Here is a 23,073-nt window from a genome sequence, read left to right as displayed (position 1 = left end):
TATTATTATGATTTGTACCTCATAGCAATGAAATCTGCTGTAGTTTAATTTACTGAGGGAATATTTGACCATCACATCCTGTAAATCCTCAAATCCTGAAAATCCTTAAATCTTGGACATCCTGACTCTGACAATTGCTAGTTTATAATTAATCTAAGTGTAACTTTTCCATTTACCAAAGAGGAATAAGTAATGAACGGATGGGAAAATTTAGATGCTATAGAAAGACAACCTGATAAATTAAGTGGTGCATGGGTATTTCGAGGAACGAGAGTTCCCGTTGCTGCATTATTTGAAAATTTGCGTGATGGTGCAACAGTAGATGAATTTTTGGAATGGTTTCCACCTGTGCAAAGATCACAAGTTGAAGATGTACTTAATTATGAGCTTGAAAAATTAGCTGCTTAGATATAATTAGAGATGAAAATTCTTTTTGATCAGGGAACTCCTGTACCATTACGGAAATATTTAACAGACCATTCTGTAACGACAGCTTATGAAGAAGGATGGTCTAATTTATCAAATGGAGATTTATTAAAAGCTGCTGAATCTAAAGGATATCAAATACTTGTTACAACAGATCAGAATTTGCGTTATCAACAGAATTTGAGCGATCGCCAAATAGCAATTGTGGTTTTACTGTCAACTTCATGGCCAAAAATTCGGACACAAGTTGATAAAATTTGTTCTGTCATCAATGCAACTAAATTGGGTGATTATCAAGAAATTTCTATAATCTAGAAATCCAGGGAATAAATTCCCTGTCTAATAGCTAAAGTCGGTTAAAACCGACTAGAATCTAGTCTAATTTACTGTGGTAACATTTGACAATCACATCCTGGAAATCCTCAAATCCTGGACATCCTGATTCAGACAAAATTAGGTGACAGGTGACAGGTGACAGGTGACAGGTGACAGGTGACAGGTAACAGTAAGAAAGAAATAGGCAATAGGGAGAAAAATTTGAGATTTTAGATTTTAGACTTTAGAAAAATAATCCAAAATCCAAAATCTAAAATCCAAAATTAACTTATTCCGCCCAAGCGATTAACCTGGGTTCATAAGGATTAGAAAGGTATTGGTTTTGTGGTAAAACCCGCAAAGACAAACCTTGCAAACCAGAAGTGGTATAAGTGATATCAGCAATATAGACACTTAAACCTTGGTCATCTTGTCCTTGGTAATCCATAACTACAGGAACAGCATTGACAATATTGCCGTTAGCGTCAATAGCACCCTGGTATAATTCTACCTGCACATCTTCATTTGTTAAAGTTGCTAAATCAACCTTAGCTTTTACAGCCACAGTTTGATTAACTTCAATTTCTGAAGCTGCTCCGACATCAATATCTTTGATTTTGATGTTAAACCAATGTTCACCAAGTTTTGCTTTCCAAGCTGCTAATTCTTTAGCTGGGGCGTAATTATTAGCGGTGAGGGTATGATAGCGATCGCTGGCAGGAAAATAAGCCCTAACCGCATATTCTCGCACCATCCGCGCTGTATTAAAGAACGGACAATTTAACCGAATAGCATCTTTCATTTTTGCTACCCAAGCACGGGGTAAACCATCCCCATCACGGTGATCATAGAATAAGGGTACAACTTCTTTCTCTAACAACTCATAAAGAGCATTAGCTTCTATTTCATCTTGATAGTTGGGATCTTCGTAATTTTCCCCATGTCCGATCGCCCAACCAGTACGCACATAATCAGCCTCATCCCACCAACCATCAAGTACACTTAAATTAGGTAGTCCGTTCATAGCGGCTTTCATCCCGCTAGTACCAGAAGCTTCACGGGGGCGACGTGGTGTATTTAACCAGATATCACAACCTGCTACCATCAAGCGGGCGATGTGAATATCGTAGTTAGGAACAAACACCACTTGTTTTTCCAGATGGTTTTCGCGGATAAAGTGATTAATATCCCGAATCAGTTCTTTACCGGGAATATCTTTCGGATGTGCTTTACCGGCAATGACAAACTGTACCTTGCGGTGTTTATGTCCTGATAAAATCTTCTTGATTCTTTCCAAATCACGCATCCATAAGGTAGCGCGTTTGTAGGTAGCAAAACGACGGGCAAAACCAATGGTTAAGACATTGGGATCAAGGACTTCTTGAGCTTGGGCAATATCAGAAGCTGAAGCACCGCGATCGCGTAAATGCTTAACCAAATGATCCCGCACATACAAAATCATATCCAGGCGACAGCGTTCATGGTTGCGCCATAACTCCTCATCGGGGATCGCGTCCATCCGTTCCCATAACTGATTATCTGGTGGTACTGATGACCAGTTTGGACCAAGATAGCGATCGTACAACTCCTGAGTTGATTTAGCCACACAACTGCGAGCATGAACACCATTAGTAATAGCAGTGATTGGCACTTCATCAACGGGGACTTTCTTCCATAAACCTTGGAACATTTGCCGAGATACCACACCGTGCAACTGTGCCACACCATTGGAAAATGTCGCCATTTTCAAAGCTAACACCGCCATACTAAAAGGCGCGGATAAATCACCAGTATTTTCCCGTCCCAAACCTAAAAACTGTTCTTTGGGCAAACCAAAGATATCTGCATAATATCCCAGATAATACAAAATTTTATCGGGAGCAAACAAATCAATACCAGCGGGTACAGGGGTATGGGTAGTAAATATATTACTGGAAGCTACCACTTGTCTAGCTTGAGAATAACTCAAACCCTCTTCCTGAATCAAAATCCGAATGCGTTCTAAAGCCGAGAAAGCAGCATGGCCTTCATTCATGTGGTAAGCAGTCACCTGATAACCCAAGGCTTTCAACATCTGCACACCACCGATCCCCAGCATAATTTCCTGGTGGATACGCATATCAATATCACCACCGTACAACTGATCGGTGATGTCATGATCATAAGCTTTGTTAGGTTCAATGTTGGTATCCAGCATATACAGGGGAACTGTTCCCACCTGCACACGCCATACCCTAGCGTATACCTTGCGTCCTGGATAATCTACCTCAATTCGTAACTCGGAGCCATCGGGATTGCGTTCCAAGTGCAAAGGCATATTATAAAAATCGTTGATGGGGTAACGTTCTTGTTGCCAACCATCGGCATTAAGATATTGGGCAAAATAACCTTGTTGGTAAAGTAAACCCACACCAACCAGAGGTAATCCCAAATCACTGGCAGATTTGAGGTGATCTCCGGCCAAAACACCCAAACCGCCAGAATAGATCGGCAAACAATCTACTAATCCAAACTCAGCGGAAAAATAAGCGTAACATTCCTTTTGGGTTGATCCGCGTTGTTTGTTATACCAAGTGCGCTCTTGCAAATAATCTTCTAGTTGTCGAGCAGCACGATCCATTTGTGCTAGGAAACCTTCATCTTCGACAACTTCCAATAATCGCCCTTGGCTGATAGTACCTAGCATCAACACGGGGTTATGATGGCTTGATTCCCACAAATCTGGGTCTAAACGACGAAATAAGTCTTTGCTCTCAACATTCCAATCAAAATGTAGATTGTATGCTAGTTTTCGCAGTGGTTCTAGTCGCTGCGGTAGTGAAGGAGAAACGTTAAATGTGCGAATTGGCTGCATAGTATGGCAAAAGTTCTAATTCTGCTATGGTTATTGTTTACTGTTTTTACTTGGTGTTGCCAATTCTTTATACTATGTTTGTGAACATCTGATGACTTTGTTAAGCATTGAGAATTATTGTCTCATACTTTGCTAAAGTTTACACCAAACAACGTTCTTGGCCTATAGGTTTCCATTCCTGAATTTCCTATTGGCAGCAAATTCAGTTTCTCATTGTTACTTGTATAGCATCAGGCAAGAGGCAACAGGCAAACGGCAGAAGTGAAACCCTGACTATTATTAGGTTTTAATGATCAATCACCGATTTTGGCAACAAAAATTATACTTATCATTAAATTTACTAACACTTTAGCCCAAAAATACTATCTACCACATCAACCAACCGGATAATTTTTAATTATTTCTTAATATTTTTAGCAGTAAAGTAATCTAACACAAAAATTTGTAATTTTTGTAATTTATGGTTTATTTACACATAACTCCCTAAAATTTGTCTAATTCAACAGAGAATAAACAAATTTTCTCCACCAAATTCTTCCCAAGAGTGAACAACTGCGAGTACACCCAGCTTTGTAAATTTAATATTTTATTAATATTTTATTAATATTTTATTAATATTCTGCTCAGGAAAAAGTGAATTAGGTGATCATTGATGTACCTATGTACCGACAGAAGGTTGATCATGGGGATTATGTGGCATAGTTAAGGCTATTGCAGCCGCAAAAGCCATTTCAGCAGCTATTTGATAAGCCAGTTTGATGTTTGGGGAAGCATTCTTATCTTTGTAAGCTCTGTCAGCGTAATTTTTTTTACGAACTGGCTCTTGGTTAACTGCACCTGCCACAATAGAACGTTGTAAAATAATCAATGCATCTAGGTCTTCCGAATCATAATTTGTTTGCAGAAGTTTATGGATCTGGTGTTGTGCTGTAGCACTCAAATAGCCAGTAGTTAAAGCTTGCTGCACAATTTCTTTAATTGTAATCATGATTTAACCGTAGGTGTTACTTGAAAGGAATATTTTACTCTGTAAGTGGAGTTTTGTCCTGTGGATGGTGCAAAAAAGTGATTTAGGGAAGGTGACAGGGAAAAGAGAACGGGGAAGAAGCAATCAAGGTGTACCTAGCGATCGCCAAAATCAAATAAAAGTCCCATATCAGCAGTCAGCCTTTGAAAAATCCTAGTGGATGGTCAATTAATAGCAGTGAGTAAGACTACAGAAAGCCAGCTATCAAACATGAAATCTGAGTCATAAAATACTATTTATAGCAGTATAAAAATGTGCAATATCACAATTTTTACAGATACAAATCATAGAGAATAAACGGATTTTTTGTTTAAAGTTGTTCCTTAAAAATAAATTATGTTATTGTGAATATCAATTGTCATTCAAAATCGCTAATGTTATTGAAAGCGTGATTTCCCTAGCCTATAAGTCCTTTGTGTGCAGCATGATTAGAGCATCATACTCTACAAATTCATTACCAGAAAGCCGTCACAGCAATCGGGGAAGTGCTTACTTGTTTGCACCGATGGTCAACTTCAATATCATGGCAGACGTGGGAGATACTCCACCATAAACTTTTATAAAAAAATACTAATTTATTGTCTTTATTGTCAAAATTCAGGATTCAGAAAAATTTTACAATTCAGAATTAAAAGATTCAAGATTTTGTCAAACATTTCCAGCATCATCCTTGAAGTCCTGTGTATTCTGTATCCTGAATCCTGAATCTAAAAAGTAAGCATTCAGCAATCAGCAATCAGCAGTCAGCTAAAACTGCTTTTCAGACTAATTTTACGTAATTTTTAGAGCAGACTGATACCAAAATCAATTGCTAATTATTCTCTAAAAATTTCGCTAAAAATGCTCATAAATTCCAGATCATAACTCAATACCTTTGCCATTTTCCCATAGATTGGGTTTACCGTGTGGAAACCCAACGTAAACTCAACGTATTTGTTGGGTTTCGTTCCTCAACCCAAACTACAAATCAAGATATTTTTGATTTTGGCGAAGGTATTGATAACTGATAACTGATTACTGATTACTGATTACTAAATACTCGCAATAAAAATTACATTGTCTGTTAAGCAACAAGACAATATTTTCCTGTCACACAAAACTTATGTGAGATATTTGTAGCCATGATTAACCAACTATATTCTGACAAATTACAGCGACTACCAGAACTTTTATTAACCACCTTATTAGGTGATATTCCGGCAATTTTTTTGGGTCCACAACTGAGAAGATTAGTATATCGCCGTCTTTTTGCAGCTATGGGTGATGGCGTGTATATTCAGCATGGTGCAGAATTTCTCTCTACCACCTCTATTGAAATTGGTAATGGAGTACACATCTTTAAAAATGTGCGTTTAGATGCCAAAGGACACCCAAATAATCAAATTTATTTAGGAAATGGAGTAGCAATTGAGCGTAACGTAGATATAGGCTGTTTGGAAAATACTTGCATACACATTGAGGAAGATACATTCATTGGACCAAATGTCTGTATTGCCGGACCTGGAAATATTAGAATTGGTAAGCAATGTATGATTGCATCTCAATCTGGCATATATGCAAATAATCACAATTTCGCAGACACATTATTGCCAATGCAAAGACAGGGCGTTACCCGTCGTGGAATTGTGATTGAGGATGATTGTTGGCTAGGACATGGAGTTACTGTATTAGATGGTGTAACTATTGGTAAGGGTAGCGTAATTGGTGCAGGAGCAGTAGTCACTAAAGATATTCCTCCCTATTCTGTCGCTGTTGGTATACCTGCAAAAGTGATTAAAAGCCGGACAGCTACAGAAATGGTGCAGTATTCTTAAATTTAGGGTGTAGGGAGGTAGGGAATAGGGAACAGGGGAGAAAAATTTTAGATTTTAGATTGGAGTTAACAAAAACAATCCAAAATCCAAAATCCAAACTAAAAAACACCTGAACTCCTGCCTCCTGAACTACTGCCCTCCAAAAAAGAACCAGATGTGAGTAAGATAGAGCTTGTCCTAAGTTGACAATTTTATAGACAAAACTATACTTATATTGACAAAAATCAATATATTTTCCGGAAAAAATTAACTACTTGATATATAATACGGTGATATCAAGTATTGAATTGAGACTATTGCCGACGCGAAAACCAAGCAATGATGGTGGTAGTCTTTTTCAGAAACTTAATTGGAACACAATCGCGTTGGGCTACAGCGTGAAAGTCTACAGAGGGATAACTGCTCCCATGCTCCCGTTGAAGTAGAAAGTAAAGTCTAGTTTTGTCTAGGTTTTATATAGCAGATTGCTGAAAAGTTTTTTGTCTTACCCCTGGGAGATAATTCGATGGTGACTTTAAAAATCGCTGTTTATATTGTTGTTGCCTTCTTTGTAGGAATTTTTGTGTTTGGATTTTTGTCAAATGACCCTGCTCGCAACCCTGGTCGTCGGGATTTAGAATAGGAACACAACAAATCATCTGTTATCAACTGCAACTGCTGGAAGGTGGAAGACACTCAATGCCTCAAAACTGGCACAAATCTGGAAAATGATACTGTGTCGTCCTTTTGGCGGCTTGCGGCAAGTCAGCAGAAGGCAAAAGTCGGAAGGTTAAGTGTAAATCATCCTTCCGGCTGAATATTTGGTTTTTCATATCTGGCTTTTTGTTAGCTCGATTTTCCACAAGATATGCTTCATCCAGTTTTGCCACCTGACTCACCTCTTGTTCAAGAATACATCCAACCTAGCCATCTTCTCGCTTCTGCTTCTGTGGTAGAAGAGCAAACTGGGACGCAGCAACTTGCGACTTCAGGAAATATCGAGACTGCTAATGCTCTGGTAACTCCTACACAAACTAATCAAGATAATGCAGTAATTAGCAAAAGCTTATCTTCAAATCCTGTTCCAGAAACTGTACCGCCAAAATTTTCCCCTCTGACTGTTTCTAGAAGTGCGGGGCTTTTGGGAAAATCTTTGACAGTAGGTACTACTTCCCAAGAGGAAAATGCAGATGCTGACAACACACTGGTGGCTACATTTCCACAAATTTCTCGTGAAGTTACCAATACAAACAATATATGGTTGGCTGAGTCACCAGTTATTATCAAAACTTCAGCCCCAGTAAAACACCCAGTAAAACATAAAAATCAACATCAAAATCCTGTAAATATATACAAATCAGGGGAAAAGATTAATATTTCTGCTTCTACAAAGACGGGAGAAAATACGTCCAGTTCTCTCCTAGTACAAAATATTATTGAGTTTAAGCCACGTAATTCAAATAACCAACCATCAACTTCTACTACTGTAGAATTTCCCCCGCCAAATCAACCTGCTGAGAATACTCCACAAGTAAGACAACGAATTATAGAAGTAATTGCAGACCGCCAAGAATATGATGAGCAAAGGCGAATTGTTACCGCAGAAGGTAATGTGGTGGTTAGATTTGATGGGGCGGTGGTAGATGCCGATCGCCTACAAGTAAATTTGGATAATTTAATTGCTGTGGGTGAAGGTAATGTGGCTTTAACTAGGGGTAATCAGGTATTACGAGGAGAACGCTTTACTTATAATTTTGTTCAGGATAGTGGGGATCTGGAAAATGGCAGCGGCGAAATTTACATCCCCACAACTCAAACTGATTTTGCTTTTTCTCCCTCCCCAAGTACAAATATTACCGCAGGTGGTGTACCTAGTCGTCCACCTAGTGACCGGATTCGTGCTAATCAACCTGTTACTGGTGTCAGCAGTCCCGGTGGTATTGATGTGAATTTTGCAGGTCAAGCGGATGCCAGAAATATTCCCGTAGCCAAGTCAGGTGGTATGGTCAAAAGGTTGCGTTTTGAAGCCCAACGCATTGATTTTTATCCCCGTGGTTGGCAAGCTGAGGATGTGCGGATTACTAATGATCCTTTTTCACCACCAGAATTAGAGTTACGAGCATCTAAGGTGACTGTAACGAGAGAAGCACCTTTGGTAGATCGGGTAACTACTCAGCGTCAACGTTTAGTTTTTGACCAGAATTTTGTCTTACCTATCCCCATTGATAACCAAAAAATTGACCGTCGAGAAAAGGATATTAATCCTTTTATTGTTTCTCCTGGTTATGATAATGGTAAACGGGGCGGTTTGTATGTGGAACGCAATTTCTTAGCGATTAATAATGATCAAACTCGTTGGATTATTACACCTCAATTGTTTGTGCAAAAGGCTTTTGAAGATAGCAGTAATGTGGCAGATTTATTTGGTGTCAAAACTAAGCTGAATAGTGTTTTGAGTCCGAAAACTACGGTTGAAGGTAAGGGAGAATTAACAAGTCTAGATGTCAATAAAGTAGAAGATAATTTGCGGGGGAGTTTACGGTTACGTCAGAGTTGGGGTGAAGTAAATCCTCATACATTGAATTTAGAATATAGCTACCGCGATCGCCTTTACAATGGTACTCTTGGTTTTCAAACTGTGCAGAGTAGTCTGGGTGGTGTGATCACTTCTCCAATTATTCCTTTGGGAAAAAGTGGGATTAATCTTAGCTATCAAGGAGGCGCACAGTATATTAATTCTAATACAGATCGCGCTGATTTACTAGAGCCAAACCGGAAAAATGACCGTGTTTCTTTAGGTCGGTTACAAGGTAGTGTTTCTCTTGGTACTGGTTTTTTGTTATGGCAGGGAAAACCATTACCAGCTACTGCTAATGAAGGATTAAAATATACACCTAATCCTGTAGTACCTTACTTGCAAGCGATCGCGGGTGTGACGGGTACAACCAGTTATTACACCAGTGGCGATAATCAAAGTACCTTAATTGGTACTGTGGGTTTAGTTGGGCAGGTAGGTCATTTTTCTCGCCCATTTTTTGATTATACTGCCTTTAATGTGAGTTATTCCCAAGGTTTCAACAGTGGATTATCACCATTTTTGTTTGATCGTTCTGTTGATAACAAAGTTTTGAGTGCTGGTATTTCCCAACAAATATATGGACCGTTTCGTTTAGGCTTTCAAACATCAATTAACCTAGATACAGGTAAAGAAAGTAGTACAGATTATATTCTGGAATATAACCGCCGCACTTATGGTATAACCTTGCGTTACAATCCAGTTTTAGAATTAGGTGGTTTTAGTATTCGTATTAGTGATTTTAACTGGAAAGGTGGTACTGATCCATTTTCTTCAGATGAAGTGAAACCTGTGGTGGGTGGAGTGCGACAAGATAATTAGGCTGTTAATCTGATTGATAATGATATTAAATCAAATCAACCACCAAGTGCAGGATTCCAATTTTTTGGGCTTGTGAAAATTGATGGTAAAACGGAAGTTTTAATGCTACACTAAAAAACCACGCTCGCAGGGGGGTATATGACCTCTACCACAAATCTTCCCACATCTGGAATTAGTCTTCCAGATCATACTCAATTACCAGAGTCTGATGGTACATTTGTGTTAGCGAAGCGTACCGTAGGTCAAAATTTTCAGGAACATCCTCAAAGCATTCTATTAACAGAATCTATTAAACCAGTATTGCAGAAAATCCATCCTGACGGACAATATTGTATAGGTCAAGATAGCGGCATTTACTGGCGTATGACCGATCCTCCAGAACGGGGTGCAGAAGCACCAGATTGGTTTTATGTGCCTAATGTACCTCCTAGTTTGAATGGTCAAATGCGCCGTTCTTATGTCCTGTGGCAAGAGTATATTTCACCATTAATTGTTCTAGAATTTGTTTCTGGGAATGGCGATGAAGAACGGGATCAAACACCGTGGAAAGGAAAATTTTGGATTTATGAACAGGTGATACATCCAGCTTTTTATGGTATTTATGAAGTGAATAAAGCCAGTGTGGAAGTTTATCATTTAATTGAAAATAAATACCAATTATTACCAGCAAATGAACGGGGACATTATCCTATTCCAGCTTTAGGTGTTGAGTTAGGAATTTGGCAAAGTGAATATCAAAATGTAGATTTACCTTGGTTACGTTGGTGGGATTTAGATGGTAATTTGTTATTAAGTGGAGAAGAACGAGCAGAACAGGAATATCAAAGGGCGGAACAAGAACGACTAAAAAATGAACGTTTAATTGCCCAATTACGTGCTTTAGGTGTTGAACCGGAAGTTTAATAAAATTCAGATCCCCAATTGTTTAATTATGTTTAATAAGTCGGGGATCTAATTTTTTGCAATCCAAAATCCAAAATCTAAAATCCAAAATTGCCTTACCTTGGTTTTCCCAAAGTAGTTATATATAAAACTGCTTCATCAGCGGGAATACCCAAAACATCATTTACCTGATCATCAAAGAAACCACCGATACCACTAACTCCTAAATTCAAGCGAATCGCTGCTAGATTAAGCCTTTGTCCTAAATGACCGGCATCGAGATGTAAATAACGGTAAACGCGATCGCCATATTGTCCTATAGCTGTTTTTAAATCAGCAGTATGAAATATTACCGCTGCTGCATCTCGTCCTAATTCCTGTCCCAAACAAAGAAAATGCAACTCACGACGAAAATTCTTAAAGCGAATTTGTCTTAATTCTTGGGCTTTTGGTGCATAATAATAACAGCCAGATTCTAGTCCTTTAACACCAGAAACAGCAATAAATGTTTCAATTAAATTCAGGTCAAAATAATCAGGAGCAGTATCTAAATTTTGATCCAGATAATTTTGTGGTTGATAGGTAAAATCGAGTAAAGCTTTCAGTTCATCAAAAGTTAATTTTTCACCACTATAAGAGCGAGTAGAACGACGTTTATAGATAGTATTTTCTAAATCTACAAAATTTTTACCCCAGTCAATTGGTGTGGTGACAGTAGAAAGTTTGTCGCAAAAAGGAAAATTATATTTATCATCTAAAGTTTTGTCTGGTTTGGTGACTGCTACATTTTTTTTACTGGTTTCATCAGATTTAATTTGGGTGTGAACATGAAAATATTTTAAGAGTTTTCCATCAGGAATCGAAGGATAATTAGTTTCTGTTAATGAAGGTAAGGCGGTTTTTCCTAAAGGCAAATTTTGTTTAATATCTAATAAATCTGCCAATGCCATCACTACAGTTGCACCTTCTTGTTCTGGATCAATATAAAGTAGATCATTGATAGCTTCATCTGCAAAACCACCAATTAAATGAGGACGATAATCAGTGATTGATCCTGCTAATTCAATGTTACCTAAAAGATGTCCAGTATCCAGAAAAATGCGACGATAAGCTCGATCTTCATAACGCCATGCAGAACGATAAAAAACCGCAGTAGTAATAATAGCGAGTTGAGTATTTTCTAAACTAGGATGCCAAAAACAAGCAGCTTGTAAAGCTGTCCAAACATCATTTTCCCAAAATTGTTTTAAAGAATGAGTACGACATTGATAGTTATAAAGTCCAGCAGGTAACAAAGGTGTACCACGGGAAACTAAATATACTTCAGCCGGGTATAAACCTCCTGCACTGGGAGCAGAGCGAAAATAAACTGCACTACCCATAGAAGGCATTTTCGCAGTCAGTCCATAACTGTGAAATAACAGTTGCGAAAGTCTCCGCCACCATCTAGCATCAGGATTATGGGTAAAAGCCTCTGGTGCTTCTTGCAAATATGGTTTAAGGTCAAAATCAGCGCCAATTTTGTATTCTTTAAATGGTACTGGTTGTTTAGCCCAGTCTAACTCCTGATTTTTCCCGGCTAATGTCTCCGGGTCGTATTTAGTACGCTCGTGGTAATGTTGGGCAATTGATTGGTATATTTCTGGCATAGTATTTTTAATATCCTCAGAAAATTCTATTTTTTGATCTTGACACTTGTTGACCTTATTATTTCGTGTTAGCAAGTACAATCTAGTATCGGTGATTGGTGATTGGTGATTGGGTACAATTGTTAACCTATTCCCTATTCCCTAATTATGAATTACAAATTATGAATTATGAATTACCCAATGATACCTGTACGCAAAACACTGTCAAAATCTGACGTTGAAATCTCTTACTTGGAATGGAACAAAGGCCAAAAACCATTACTGTTATTACATGGTATGGCTGATAATGCTTGGGTTTGGTCTAGCTTAGGAGAATATTTAGCGGCTGATTACCATATAGTAGCCCCGGATATGCGTGGTCATGGTGAGAGCAGTAAACCAGAGACAGATTATAGTTTTGAGAGTGCGATCGCTGACCTAGAAGCATTAATGGATAAACTGGAATGGTCTGCTGCTCATGTTGTTAGTCATTCTTGGACAGGTAAACTAGCTGCTATATGGGCAAGACAAAACCCCAACCGCTTAAAAAGTATTACTTTAGTTGATCCAATTTTCATCTGGAAAATGCCCAGTTTACTCAAATTAACTTTTCCTTTGTTGTATAAAGTTCTACCATTCTTGAAAACTATGGGACCCTTTACCAGTTATGAAGAAGCGGAACAACAAATTAAACAACTAAGTCAATTTCAAGACTGGACTCCTTTACAACAGCAGGTTTTTCAAGCGGGAATAGAACAAAAACCCGATGGAAATTGGGGTAGTAAATTTACAATTTCTGCCCGTGATGGTATTTTTGATGCAGTCTTAGAAGTACCAGGTTTTATTACTCCTGTTGATATACCTGCCCTCTTTATTCAACCAGAAAAAGGAGTAAACCGCCAAGATTGGCAAATTCAACCCTACAAAACCAACCTGAAAAACCTCACCTTTAAAAAATTACCTGGAAATCATTGGCCATTTCTAACTAAACCAGAAGAATTTAATCAAACCATAGCCGAATTTTTAGCAGTGCAAAAATGAGATAATCTCAAATTGGTAATGGGTAATTGATAATTTGTCATTAGTCATTAAGAAAAACTCTTACCTGTCATCTGTCACCTGTTCACTGTCACCTGTTCACTGTCACCTGTTCACTGTCACCTATCATGAGTCTCTGTATAAACCCAGTTTGTCCTCAACCTAACCACCCAGATAATGATGAAAACCGTTTTTGTCAAAGTTGTGGTTCTCAATTAGAATTATTAGGACGTTATCGAGTTTTGCGTTTACTAAGTGATAAAACTGGGTTTAGTAAAGTTTATGAAGCTTACCAACAAGACACACCAAAAATTCTCAAAATCCTCAAAGAAGAATTAGCTAACGATAGCAAAGCGGTTTCTTTATTTCAACAAGAAGTAGAAGTTTTAGGACAATTAAAACATCCTGGTATTCCCCAAGCAAAAGAATATTTTACCTATCAAACTAGAGCAGGTTTAACCCTGCATTGTATGGTAATGGAAAAAATCGAAGGATCGAATTTAGAACAATGGTTAAAACAACAACAAAACCGCCCCATTTCTGAAAGTCAAGCAATAGCTTGGTTAAAACAATTAGCGGAAATTTTATTATTAGTACATAACCAACAATATTTACATAGAGATATTAAACCATCTAATATAATGATTCGTCCAGATGGACAATTAGTATTAATTGATTTTGGCACAGCTAGAGAAATTACTAAAACCTATCTCGCTAATAATGGCAGCATGACATCTATTTCTTCATCTGGATATAGTCCCAGAGAACAAATGAATGGTCAAGCTTTACCTCAATCAGATTTTTTTGCATTAGGACGCACATTTGTATTTTTATTAACAGGATGTCAACCTGCTCAATTATATGATGCTCATTTGGATATTTTAAATTGGCGACATTTAGCAAATCATGTTTCCCCATCCCTATTAAATTTTATTGATTGGTTAATGGCAAATGAACTTAATAAACGTCCTGAAAATGCCAGAGAAATCCTAGATAAATTAACAGAATTAGAAAATATATGTACAGGAAGTAACGTAGCCACAGTAAATGTAGTGGGTGGTTTAAACACAGAAATAGTCACACCAACAACCACAACCAAAAATACAGTTAAACCTCCAGAAAAACAACCCGAAAAATTACCCTTATTAGCCTTATTTACCGCCTTAATATGTTCCTTATTATTATTGTGGACAGTAGCAAACAGAAATAATAAATTTACCGTTGTTCCTGCTGACTATGGACAAGCACCAGTTAAAAAAGGACAAGTTGATTATTTTCCCTACGAAGAAGGGAAAGATAGTCAAGGGAGAGTGGCAGAATTTAATATTGCAGTTTTATCAGTAGAATATAAATGGCAATTAGGCAGCACTTTTCAAATTAAACATAACGATGAAATTATTAACCTTGAAGCTTTAAAAACTCGGTTAGAAGCAGAAGGAATACAGAGAATAATGGAAAATCCCAGTGAGATTATTTCTGTAGGTACTGCTTCCTGTGAAGGTAATGTTACAACCGAACAAAGTAGAGCATTAGAACGTTCTAAGCAGATTCAATTATTGGCAAAACAATTATTTAGTAATACATCAAGTGTGCAAGGTTATAGACTATTAAACTTAGGACAATTTCAAGGTAAAGACTGTCAAGCAAATCAAGATTCTACAGCTTATCAACGCAGTATAATTATTATTGGAGTCAAAAAACAAGATGAGGGAGTAATATTAGATGAAGCACTAAGAGATAGATTAGAGAAAAAACCCTTTGCGGATTTTAAACTAGAAGATTATTCACTAGGTGCAGCAGATAAATTTAAAACTGTTCCTAGTAATTTATAATCTTTCTTACTCTGCGTTCTCTGCGTCTCTGCGTGAAATAAATCTTATAAACATTATGGTCAAAAAAGCAGATATTAGCACCAAAAAACTTATCAGCATCGCCCCCGAAAACTGGGTAAAATGGGTGACACAAATTCCCGACATTATCACTGGAGAAATAATAAATTCAGAATTTCAATGGATAAGTCGAGAAAGCGATGTATTAGTTAAAGCCACCAGTCCACAGTACGGTGAATTTCTGGTACTCAATGAGTTACAATTAAGATATAAGTTAGAAATGCCCAAACGAATGCGGGCTTATACAGCATTAGCGGAGGAAAAATATAATCTTCCCGTATACCCCGTATTAATTAACATTCTCAAAGAAAGCGAGGAAGAAATTCCTCACCGCTATGAATCAGAATTTGCTGGTTTACAAGCACGTCAAGATTACCGGGTGATAAATCTTTGGGAAGTTGATGTAGAAATAGCTTTAAGTCAACCCATTCCTTCACTGCTGCCCTTTGTACCAATTCTCAAAAATGGTGGTGAAGAAAAAATAGTTAGACAAGCATTACAAATGCTGCGAGCGGATGAACAATTAAGCCAATTAGAAACAGTAATGGCTTTTTTTGCTACCTTCGTATTAGATAGCGTTTTAGTTCAACAAATTATGAGGTGGGATATGGTAGTATTACGTGAGTCTCCCTGGTATCAACAGATTAGAGAAGAAGGAAGAAGAGAAGGAAGAGAAGAGGGAAGACAAGCAATGATGTCAGCTATTGAACTAAGTTTAGAAATAAAATTTGGTCAAGAAGGTTTACAGCTAATGCCAAAAATATCACAAATTGCTGATTTAGAACAGTTAAAAAATATTCAAAGAGGCATTATGACTGTAAACAATGTTGATGAATTATGGGAATTTATGCAGAGTATTTAGCAGTCTTTAATATCTTAGGTGGGCATTGCCCACCCTACAATTAATTTAACTTTCAATTTTCAATTTTCAATTTTCAATTTTTCATGCTCCCATTCCCGAATAACGCTTTAAACCTGCACGCCATAACAAGCGATTTGCACCTAAAAATATCATAAACCAAGCTATAATTGATAAAAATCCTCTGGTTAAATCTACAGGTAAACCTACTAAAATACTAGCAGGGAAATTAATTAAATAAGGAAATGGTGTCATCATGGCTATGTTTCGCACCGCTTCGGGAAATACTTCTAAAGGTGCAATCATGCCTGATAAAAACAGAAAAAATAAAAACCAAAAGTTTTCTAAAGCTGTAGCTCTTTCTGTCCAAAATGCTAACATTGCTAAGGTATATTGAATTAAAAATCTTAACGCAAAAGCCAGCAATGCAGCTAAGATAAATAACAATAAGTTAGGTAAAGTCGGTATCCAAAAAGCTTGAGGATATAAGATAAAAAAGAATCCTATTAATAGAAATACAAAAGGAAGTCGAGCGAATCTTTCAGAAATATGGCCAGCGAGATGATGAAATACTGGATCTATGGGTTGTAATAAGCGAGGTGAAAGTTTACCTTCTACTACTTCTTTTTCAAATTCAAAAATCACCCAAACTACTGTAAGTTGTTTAGCTAGAAATACTGCAAAGAAATAACGGGCAAAATCTAATGAATTTAAACTAAAATTTCCTCCTGCGGCGGCTTTTATCCAGACTCCCATGAGAATAATTGGTAAAGAACCAGATAATATCCATAATATGAGTTCTGAGCGATATTCTACCATATAGGCATAATATACAGTGAGCAAGGTTTGGATTTTTTTTAAAGGTTTTTTCATAGATATTTTACTCAAATTTTATTATTAACTATTCCCTATTAAACTGTCACCTGTCACCGTGGCGTAGCACCTGTCAGCTATTAAACAACACCTGCTTGAAAAACTCTACCAATGACTTCTTCTACTGGTGGTTCTGTGACTGTTAAATCAATGATTTCTAAATCAGCTAAAATTTGTGAAACGGTGCGAGTCAGTGCTTCTCTTTCAACTATAAATTTAACTTTTCTCCCTTCTAAAAGTTGAATATCACCATAAGGAGTTAATTTTTCTGCTGGTAAAGGCTGGGATAATTCTACATCAATTTCTCGATAGGGTGCGAATTTTTCTAAGAGTCTATCTAAGCTACCATCATACATTAATTTTCCTTGGTGAATTAATAGCACTCGTTGACACAAAGCGGTAATATCTGCCATGTAATGGCTTGTTAATAATACTGTTGCTTGATAAAGTTGATTGTATTCTCGTAAAAAGTCACGCACTCCTACTTGAGCATTTACATCTAGTCCTAAAGTTGGTTCGTCTAAAAATAAAACTTGGGGACGATGTAAAAGTGCGGCTAATAGTTCTGCTTTCATTCTTTCACCTAATGAAAGTTTTCTGACGGGTTGATTTAGTTTACCTCCTAGTGATAACATTTCTGTTAATTCACCAACTCGTCGATGAAATTCTTTATCAGAAATGTTGTAAACTGCGGCGTTAATTTTTAAGGAATCTATTGCTGGTAAGTCCCACAATAATTGCTGTTTTTGTCCCATTACCAAGGTGATTTTTTGTAGGAATGCTTCTTGACGATGAAAGGGAGTTAAACCCGCAACTTTGACTTTTCCACTAGAAGGATGAATTAAACCGGTGAGCATTTTTAAAGTTGTGGTTTTACCTGCGCCATTAGGTCCTAAAAAACCGACTACTTCCCCTGGTTCGATGGTAAAGGTAACATCTTGAACCGCGTTAATATTACGATATTTACGGCGAAAAAAGTGGTTAATTGTCCCAATAATTCCAGACTCTTTAATGGCGACTGGATAGGATTTACAAAGGTTTTCTGCTATAATTATTGACATAAAAAATTATTTCCTTGTATTTTATATATTGTATTCTTTCGGCTTTTTGGTTGCTGCATACTACTAATATAGCGTTTCCCAGTCTAATGAAGTACACTTGAGTCTATTCAATTTGGAGTCTGACTGGACTGAGGAATAGGAGTGTCGGAGAGTTTTTGCGTAAGTCCTAAAAAATTCACAATTTTCAGTCCGATGTCGCTCACTTTAGATAAATTACTTTAAACGGCCTGAACGTAAAATACTAATAATTAACCATAAACCTAATAAACTAGCAGCAGCAAATAACAAGCTGCTCAGAAAAGATAATTGAGAAGTTTGAGCTTTACTAGAAATAATAGCTGCTCCCATGATCAGAGAACCTACTAAAATACTAAAAGAAAGACGGTTGGCTGCATCATCCATTGTACGGCGCACACCGTCTAATCCTCTTAATGATAAATTCCATTGTAGAGTTTCTGATGTTACTCTGTCTAATAATAGTTCAATTTGCCGGGGAGATTGTAAAGAGAGACTTTTAATATCTAAAGCAGTCCGTAAAAGGGAACGAACCGGACTATCTCCTAATAACTGACGACGAAACAAGTCAGTAATTAATGGTTGAATTTCATCAAATAAATTAACTTCTGGGTTAAAGGTACGTGCTACCCCTTCTAAATTTGCTAAAGTTTTGGCATATAAACCCATATTACTGGGTAAGCGAATTTTATTATTACGAGCAACCTGTAAAATTTCATAGATTATTTGACTGAAATTGATCTCAGTTAAACTGACATTATAATACTTTCGTAACATTCGATCATAATCATTTTCTAAGCGAGATAAAATCACAGGTTGAGCAGAATCAGAAAGTTGCAAAGTTAACTGAGCGCACCTTTGAGCATCCAAATCAACAATTGCTAATAACATTTCTGTAAGAATTTGTTGAGTGCGGGGATCAAGTCTACCCACCATGCCACAATCTAAAAGAGCAACACGCCCATCCGTCAGATAAAATAAATTGCCAGGATGGGGATCAGCATGAAAAAAGCCATCAATATATAATTGTTGAAAAAAGATTCTAAATAATAAAGTAGTGATTCCTTTTCTTTTAACAATAGAATCTTGAGCATTTTCGGGATTTAAATCTGCTGTTAAAAGCGGAACACCATCCAACCATTCCATCACTAATAATTTTTCTGTAGTCAAATGCCAATAAATTTCTGCAACTACAATTTGCGTTGGATCATACCAACGACCTTGGGATAAATTACGCCGCAGTTGGTCTGTATAACCGGCTTCTCTTGTAAAATCTAATTCAGCTTCTAAAGCTTTAGTAAATTCTTCCGCAATAGATTTGATGTCATAAATTTGTCCAAAATCAGTTCTCGCCACCAAATCCGCAATACCTTGAATTAAGGATATATCTTGGGCAATGGTGACATCAATTCCTGGTCTTTGAACCTTCAAAGCAACTTCCCTTCCATCTTTGAGAGTAGCGCGATGAGTTTGGGCAATTGATCCCGCTGCTACTGGTATATGATTAATAGTTTGGAAAGTTTCTTCCAGTGGGCGTTTTAACTGTTTGCGGATCACAACTTCAACTTCACCCCAAGGAACTGCGGGTACTTCATCTTGCAGGGTTGATAGTTCTTCAATATAAGCAGCACTTAATAAATCTGGACGGGTAGAAAGAAGCTGACCGAGTTTGACATAAACCGGACCCAAATCCACCAAAACATTTTTTAATACCGCAGGTGTAGGTAGTTGAGGTTCATCGGTTTTACCACCAGTCAACAACCTTCGCATATAGTCCCAACCATTGCGAAGGACTACTTCAATAATTTCCCGTTGTCGAGGCACAGTTTGGGTTAAGAACATTTTGGTGATTGGTAATTGGTGATTGGTGATTGGTAATTGGTGGTACAATTTTGGATTTTGGATTTTGGATTTTGGATTGTATTTCACGAACTCCAATCTAAAATCTAAAATCTAAAATCTAAAATTTTTGTCCCCAGTCACCAGTCAAGAGTCCCCAATCCCCAATCACCAGTTATAATTAAAAACAATGATTGTGGGTATCTACCAACAGTTTTAACTTTTACAGCAAGTCAGTAAACCGGGGATCACTTTGCAGGGTTTTGAGGATCTGTTTAATTTCTTGAGTGCGTTCCTTGTTTACTATTAGGGTAACATTGCGATCGCGCACAATCACCACATCCTCTAACCCAATCGTCACTACCACATCATCTGGATTAGAAGCATAAACAATAGCCCCTTGAGTGTCTAGCCCTACATGGGTAGCTAATTCCACATTAGGATTATCCTCTTTTTTCAGTAGGCGTTCGATGGCATTCCAATCACCTAAATCATCCCAACCAAACTCCACTGGTAAAACGTATGCTAGACTTGTCTTTTCCATCAGCGCATAATCTATACTTTTCTTAGGCAACTGAGGGTAAACATCAGGTCCTTGTTGTTCTAAGGGTTCGATAATTTCTGGGGCATGGGTATGCAGTTCTTTGAGAACCACCCCAGCCCGAAAAACGAACATTCCACTATTCCAGCTAAACCGACCCGTTGCTAAAAAATTCTCAGCCGTTTCCCGGTTGGGCTTTTCAGTAAAGCGGTGAACGTGATAAGCTGGCAACTCATTAAAGCTACCAATCTTTTCACCTTGTTCAATGTAGCCGTAACCCGTGGACGGGAAAGTAGGCTTGATCCCCAAAGTGACAATCGCTGCTGTGCTAGTCGCTAACTGGGTAGCAGCACTCAAGGTATTTGCAAATACCTTTTGATCAGCAATCCAGTGATCAGCGGGAAAAAAGCCAATAACAGCGTTTTCTCCGTAACGCTTGTTAATTTCCAAACTTGTCCAGGCAACGGCAGCGGCTGTATCCCTACCCTCTGATTCAATCAGCAAATTTTGATCTGGCAGATCGGGTAGTTGTTGTCGTACTCCTTGAGCTATTTGGCTAGAAGTAATCACCCACAGGTGATCCCAACCACCTGCGAGTGTTAGCAGTCGATCAGCAGTGGCTTGTAGTAAGCTTCGAGAACTGCCATCGAGACTTAAAAATTGCTTAGGTCTGTCCCGGCGACTAAGAGGCCAAAAACGCTCACCTTTACCACCTGCCAAAATAACAGGGATCAATGAATGACTCATGTTGTGATATACACTTACTGCTTAACCATATTAAGTGTACATTCATTCAATTTGGGATAATCTTCACTGATCAGTCTGAGTGTTGGGGAATTTTGGATTTATAACTTAGTGGAAAATGCGAGGGTGATGACAAGAACAAAATCTAAAAATCAACAATCTAAAATCTAAAATCTGCATAGATAGCTCTAACTCTAGCAACAAGAATTTGTAGCTTGCATTAACATATCTTTAGGGAGTGGTTGAGTGGGGAGACAATTGTGATAAAACAAGTTCAATGGTCTAAAAATCAAGTTATACCTCAACAAACAACAGCTTTAGATCAAGAGGCACAACCGCAACAATTTCAAAGGGTAGAAAATCAGGTCATACCTACCCCAGTACCAGGATCAGGGACAGAGTTTCAAAGAAAACAGCCAGTAACACAGTCAATAAATAATCCACGTCAAGTCGTTGAGTCAGTAGGTGCTATCCCTAATGAACTCTACGATCGCTTAGGGTTAACAATGCCCCGCTGGCTATTGTGGATATTAACTTTTGTTATTGGTATTATTTTATCAGGTTTATTGGTGTCAACTTTGGCGTTATGGACTCCCCTCTGGAGTAATTTAGAGCAAGCCAAAGATGATGATTTTGGATCTACTACCAGTAAAGATCAGGTAAAAGTACCTGGGGATTTATGGAATAAACTTTCTCAGTACCAACTATCAAAACCCATGAATATTTTAGTCATGGGCATTGAACCAGTGAAGGGTACTGTTGACGGTTCTCCAGAAAGTTTTGCTGGTAGCAGCGATACGATGTTATTAATTCGGTTAAATCCTAGTGATAAATCTATTCGTGTGCTTTCCATTCCCAGAGGGACAATGATCGCCCTTCCAAATGATGGATTAACCAAGGTTTCGGAAGCAAATGCTAAAGGTGGTCCAGTATTAGCTGCACGGGTAGTCAGTCGGACTTTAAGCAATGCTCCCATTGATCGCTATATTCGCATTTCTACTAGCGGTTTGCGGCAATTAGTTGATCAATTGGGTGGGGTAGATGTGTTTGTACCCCAAGGTATGAATTATCAAGACAATGCTGGTGGTTTGTCGATAAATTTGGTTAACGGTTGGCAAACTCTTAACGGTGAACAAGCAGAACTTTTTGCTCGTTTTCGGGAAGCAAATATCGGGGATCTGCCCAGGGTGCAACGACAACAAGCACTAATAACTGCTTTAGTTCAGCGTTTAAATAGTCCCACCGTTTTACCCAGGTTGCCCCAAATTACTCGCATTATGCGGAAGTATTTTGACACTAACCTGAAAATGGAAGAAATGATGGCTTTGGCTAATTTTTCTGTGAATGTAGAACGGGATAATTTCCAAATGGCCATGCTACCTGGTACGTTTAGTAAGTTTAGTAAAGACCCAGATAGTTACTGGTTGAATTTGACTGGACAACAAAGCTTATTGAATGATTATGTTGGGGTGGATATACCTGGTTTAAGATCAGATTCTCGTCCAGTTTCTCGCCTCAAAATTGCTGTTCAAAATGCTTCCAATCAACCTCAATTAACGGAACAAGTTATTAGCTATCTCAAATCCAAAGGTTTTACTAATATTTACACAATTCCCGATTGGCCTGATACTTTGCGGCAAACTCAGATCATTTCCCAGAAAGGAAATTCAACCCCAGGGGCAGAACTGCAAGAAATTCTAGGATTAGGCCAAGTTGAAGTTTCTGCTCAGGGTGATTTAGGTGCTGATTTGACTATTCGCATTGGGAAAGATTGGAAATAAGGATTGGTGATTGGTGACTGGTGAGTGGTGATTGGTAAAACATAAATGAGACGGTAAGGGTTTAGCAATGCTAAACCCCTACACATAACTAAAAATAACGATTATTAAAGT

19 protein-coding genes are annotated in these 23,073 nt (G+C 37.8%); 12 read left to right on the top strand and 7 right to left on the bottom strand.

The genetic code is table 11. The features are described 5' to 3' along the window. Positions 1–192: 192 nt before the first annotated feature. Positions 193–408: a DUF433 domain-containing protein gene (locus IQ237_RS00925; protein WP_194051323.1), complete on the top strand. Its 216-nt coding sequence runs from the start codon at positions 193–195 to the stop codon at positions 406–408. Positions 409–420: 12 nt separating this feature from the next. Beyond that, positions 421–741 (top strand): hypothetical protein, encoded by a 321-nt coding sequence (locus IQ237_RS00920; protein WP_194051321.1) that lies wholly within the window; start codon positions 421–423, stop codon positions 739–741. 289 nt (positions 742–1,030) lie between these two features. On the opposite strand, the gene glgP is transcribed toward IQ237_RS00920, so the two are convergent. Next, positions 1,031–3,595, bottom strand: coding sequence for an alpha-glucan family phosphorylase (gene glgP / locus IQ237_RS00915; protein WP_194051319.1), 2,565 nt, complete (start codon positions 3,593–3,595; stop codon positions 1,031–1,033). A 658-nt stretch (positions 3,596–4,253) separates the two neighbouring features. Next, positions 4,254–4,583, bottom strand: a complete 330-nt coding sequence (locus tag IQ237_RS00910; protein WP_194051317.1) for a hypothetical protein — start codon at positions 4,581–4,583, stop codon at positions 4,254–4,256. Positions 4,584–4,647: 64 nt separating this feature from the next. Here IQ237_RS00910 and IQ237_RS26595 point away from each other — a divergent pair, with 64 nt between their 5' ends. The 6 genes from IQ237_RS26595 to IQ237_RS00890 all read left to right on the top strand — a co-directional run bounded on the left by IQ237_RS26595 (position 4,648) and on the right by IQ237_RS00890 (position 10,715). Continuing rightward, positions 4,648–4,779, top strand: coding sequence for a hypothetical protein (locus IQ237_RS26595; protein ID WP_255512607.1), 132 nt, complete (start codon positions 4,648–4,650; stop codon positions 4,777–4,779). Between the two features lie 267 nt (positions 4,780–5,046). Continuing rightward, positions 5,047–5,175 carry a hypothetical protein gene (locus tag IQ237_RS26590; protein WP_255512606.1) on the top strand — a complete coding sequence of 43 codons (129 nt, stop codon included), beginning with the start codon at positions 5,047–5,049 and terminating at the stop codon, positions 5,173–5,175. A 568-nt stretch (positions 5,176–5,743) separates the two neighbouring features. Further along, positions 5,744–6,436, top strand: coding sequence for a DapH/DapD/GlmU-related protein (locus IQ237_RS26795; protein ID WP_194051315.1), 693 nt, complete (start codon positions 5,744–5,746; stop codon positions 6,434–6,436). A 505-nt stretch (positions 6,437–6,941) separates the two neighbouring features. Continuing rightward, positions 6,942–7,058 (top strand): photosystem II reaction center protein I, encoded by a 117-nt coding sequence (locus IQ237_RS00900; protein ID WP_013190888.1) that lies wholly within the window; start codon positions 6,942–6,944, stop codon positions 7,056–7,058. Positions 7,059–7,283: 225 nt separating this feature from the next. After that, positions 7,284–9,812 carry a DUF3769 domain-containing protein gene (locus IQ237_RS00895; protein WP_194051313.1) on the top strand — a complete coding sequence of 843 codons (2,529 nt, stop codon included), beginning with the start codon at positions 7,284–7,286 and terminating at the stop codon, positions 9,810–9,812. Between the two features lie 138 nt (positions 9,813–9,950). Next, positions 9,951–10,715, top strand: a complete 765-nt coding sequence (locus IQ237_RS00890; protein WP_194051311.1) for a Uma2 family endonuclease — start codon at positions 9,951–9,953, stop codon at positions 10,713–10,715. Between the two features lie 95 nt (positions 10,716–10,810). Here IQ237_RS00890 and IQ237_RS00885 read toward each other — a convergent pair whose 3' ends face one another. Next, positions 10,811–12,343, bottom strand: coding sequence for a SagB/ThcOx family dehydrogenase (locus tag IQ237_RS00885; RefSeq protein ID WP_194051309.1), 1,533 nt, complete (start codon positions 12,341–12,343; stop codon positions 10,811–10,813). Positions 12,344–12,523: 180 nt separating this feature from the next. On the opposite strand from IQ237_RS00885, the gene IQ237_RS00880 reads away from it, so the two are divergent. From IQ237_RS00880 to IQ237_RS00870, 3 genes are all read left to right on the top strand, one after another. Beyond that, positions 12,524–13,363, top strand: coding sequence for an alpha/beta fold hydrolase (locus IQ237_RS00880; RefSeq protein ID WP_194051420.1), 840 nt, complete (start codon positions 12,524–12,526; stop codon positions 13,361–13,363). 125 nt (positions 13,364–13,488) lie between these two features. Then, positions 13,489–15,192, top strand: a complete 1,704-nt coding sequence (locus IQ237_RS00875; protein WP_194051307.1) for a serine/threonine-protein kinase — start codon at positions 13,489–13,491, stop codon at positions 15,190–15,192. A gap of 55 nt (positions 15,193–15,247) precedes the next feature. Then, the gene (locus IQ237_RS00870; protein WP_194051305.1) at positions 15,248–16,111 is read left to right on the top strand and encodes an Rpn family recombination-promoting nuclease/putative transposase; all 864 of its coding nucleotides are present in this window, start codon (positions 15,248–15,250) and stop codon (positions 16,109–16,111) included. Positions 16,112–16,192: 81 nt separating this feature from the next. Here the strand turns inward: IQ237_RS00870 and IQ237_RS00865 are convergent, their stop codons facing one another. The 4 genes from IQ237_RS00865 to IQ237_RS00850 form a co-directional block, all read right to left on the bottom strand. Next, a complete protein-coding gene (locus tag IQ237_RS00865) occupies positions 16,193–16,981 on the bottom strand; it encodes an ABC-2 family transporter protein (RefSeq protein WP_194051303.1) in 789 nt (262 codons plus the stop codon). Between the two features lie 80 nt (positions 16,982–17,061). Next, positions 17,062–18,042: an ATP-binding cassette domain-containing protein gene (locus tag IQ237_RS00860; RefSeq protein ID WP_194051301.1), complete on the bottom strand. Its 981-nt coding sequence runs from the start codon at positions 18,040–18,042 to the stop codon at positions 17,062–17,064. A 213-nt stretch (positions 18,043–18,255) separates the two neighbouring features. Beyond that, entirely contained in the window at positions 18,256–19,899 is a 1,644-nt protein-coding gene (locus tag IQ237_RS00855; protein WP_194051299.1) for an AarF/ABC1/UbiB kinase family protein, read from the bottom strand. 220 nt (positions 19,900–20,119) lie between these two features. After that, a complete protein-coding gene (locus IQ237_RS00850; protein WP_194051297.1) occupies positions 20,120–21,184 on the bottom strand; it encodes a mannose-1-phosphate guanylyltransferase in 1,065 nt (354 codons plus the stop codon). Between the two features lie 257 nt (positions 21,185–21,441). On the opposite strand from IQ237_RS00850, the gene IQ237_RS00845 reads away from it, so the two are divergent. Continuing rightward, the gene (locus tag IQ237_RS00845) at positions 21,442–22,962 is read left to right on the top strand and encodes an LCP family protein (RefSeq protein ID WP_194051295.1); all 1,521 of its coding nucleotides are present in this window, start codon (positions 21,442–21,444) and stop codon (positions 22,960–22,962) included. Positions 22,963–23,073 lie beyond the last annotated feature (111 nt).

The organism is Sphaerospermopsis sp. LEGE 08334, from assembly GCF_015207205.1.
In the GTDB taxonomy this organism is placed as follows: Bacteria; Cyanobacteriota; Cyanobacteriia; order Cyanobacteriales; family Nostocaceae; genus Sphaerospermopsis.
Note: the sequence above shows the minus strand (reverse complement) of the source record. Positions and strands in the feature narration are given on the sequence as shown.